This window comes from Halomonas citrativorans (assembly GCF_900163645.1).
Classification (GTDB): domain Bacteria; phylum Pseudomonadota; class Gammaproteobacteria; order Pseudomonadales; family Halomonadaceae; genus Vreelandella; species Vreelandella citrativorans.
In genome coordinates this window covers 1-1,505 of sequence record NZ_FUKM01000024.1, presented here as the reverse complement: position 1 = coordinate 1,505, position 1,505 = coordinate 1, and the positions used below count along the sequence as shown (strand labels likewise).

Below are 1,505 nucleotides of genomic sequence, written 5' to 3'. Positions count from 1 at the left end.
AGCATATTAAATTACTGGTGGAACGTGGCGCCGACATAAATTACCGACTTAATGACGGAAAGGACAGCAGCCCTTTTGATAGTAGTGCAACAGGCACTAAACCCGAAATCGCCATTTATCTACTTGAACAAGGCGCAGAACCCAACATCCTACTGCCTACAGGTGTCACAACAGCATGGCGAATTCATAATCGTCTTTCAAATCGAAGTGGCCCTGTACATGAAGGGTTCGCCCAGGTCCGAGATATGATGATCGAACGCGGCGTTGAATTTCCTCCGCCTTCTCCGGTAGAGGTGCGTGAGCAAATGCGTGCCGAAGGTTTAACACCTGTTGTGCCTTTTGGTCATGAGCGTTAGCCGGTACGCTTATGGCCCTATCGTTTTGATAAGCGTGCTCTTGTTGGGCTGCTTCATGTTTGGCTGCCCACCATCCAACGGAGTTTCCATGTCCCGTTCCTATACCGCTACCGACTTCTTTCAAGGCCCCCAATTAGAAATGGCCGAAGCCATTGAACGTAACGATATGGAAGCCTTCCGCCAAGGGCCCGAGCAAGGCATTGATCTTCACGCTCGAGGTGATAAACAGACCACCTTGATGTGGTTTGCACTACTACAGGAAAATACCGACGCTATCCGAACGCTGGTTGAACTAGGTGTGCATCCCAATGAAAGCCCCGTTGAGGGTGGCGGCACGCCTCTTGGCCAAGCACTTCGAAAATCAGACACTGAGTATCTCAAAGCCATGCTGGACGGCGGGTTATCTCCCAATGATTCAGCGGGTAACGATGGAAACGATACAGGCTACCCGCTTATATTCAGCACCATTACAAGTGGTACGTTGGAGCATATCAAATTACTGGTGGAACGTGGTGCCGACATACATTACCGGCTAAATGATGGAAAAGGCAGCAGTCCCTTTGATAGCAGTACAACAGGCACTAAACCTGAAATAGCCATGTATTTACTCGAGCAAGGCGCTGATCCTAATATCCGTTTAAGAACGGGGGTTACACCTGCCTGGGGCGTTCATTTAAAAATTCAAGATATTCAGTCTGGTCCTATGCGTGACCAATTTATTCAGCTTCGCGATATGATGATCGAACGTGGCGTTGAATTTCCTCCGCTCTCTCCGATAGAAATGCGCGAGCAAATGCGTGCCGAAGGACTCACACCTGTTATTCCTCGTGGCCATGACCGTTAGCCGGTACGCTTATGGCTCTATCGTTTTGATAAGCGTGCTCTTGTTGGGCAGCTTTATGGTTGGCTGCCCACCATCCAACGGCGTTTTCATGACCCGTTCCTATACCGCTACCGACTTCTTTCAGGGCCCCCAATTAGCAATGGCCGAAGCCATTGAACGCAATGATATGGAAGTCTTACGCCAAGGGGCCGAGCACGGCATTGATCTTCACGCTCGCGGCGACAGGCAAATTACCTTGATGTGGTTTGCGCTACTACAGGAAAATACCGACGCTATCCGAACGCTGGTCGAGCTAGGTGTACATC

Annotated in this window: 3 protein-coding genes; all 3 read left to right on the top strand. The window is 50.0% G+C overall.

Annotated features, from left to right (window positions below):
• Window positions 1–356 (top strand): hypothetical protein (locus tag CZ787_RS18805; protein ID WP_217883849.1); only part of this gene is annotated, 356 nt, incomplete at its 5' end.
• Between the two features lie 88 nt (window positions 357–444).
• Complete coding sequence (locus CZ787_RS06150; RefSeq protein WP_176372178.1) at window positions 445–1,200, top strand: ankyrin repeat domain-containing protein; 756 nt, start codon at window positions 445–447, stop codon at window positions 1,198–1,200.
• 88 nt (window positions 1,201–1,288) lie between these two features.
• On the top strand, window positions 1,289–1,505 hold a 217-nt coding region (locus CZ787_RS06145), incomplete at its 3' end, for an ankyrin repeat domain-containing protein (protein WP_140398974.1).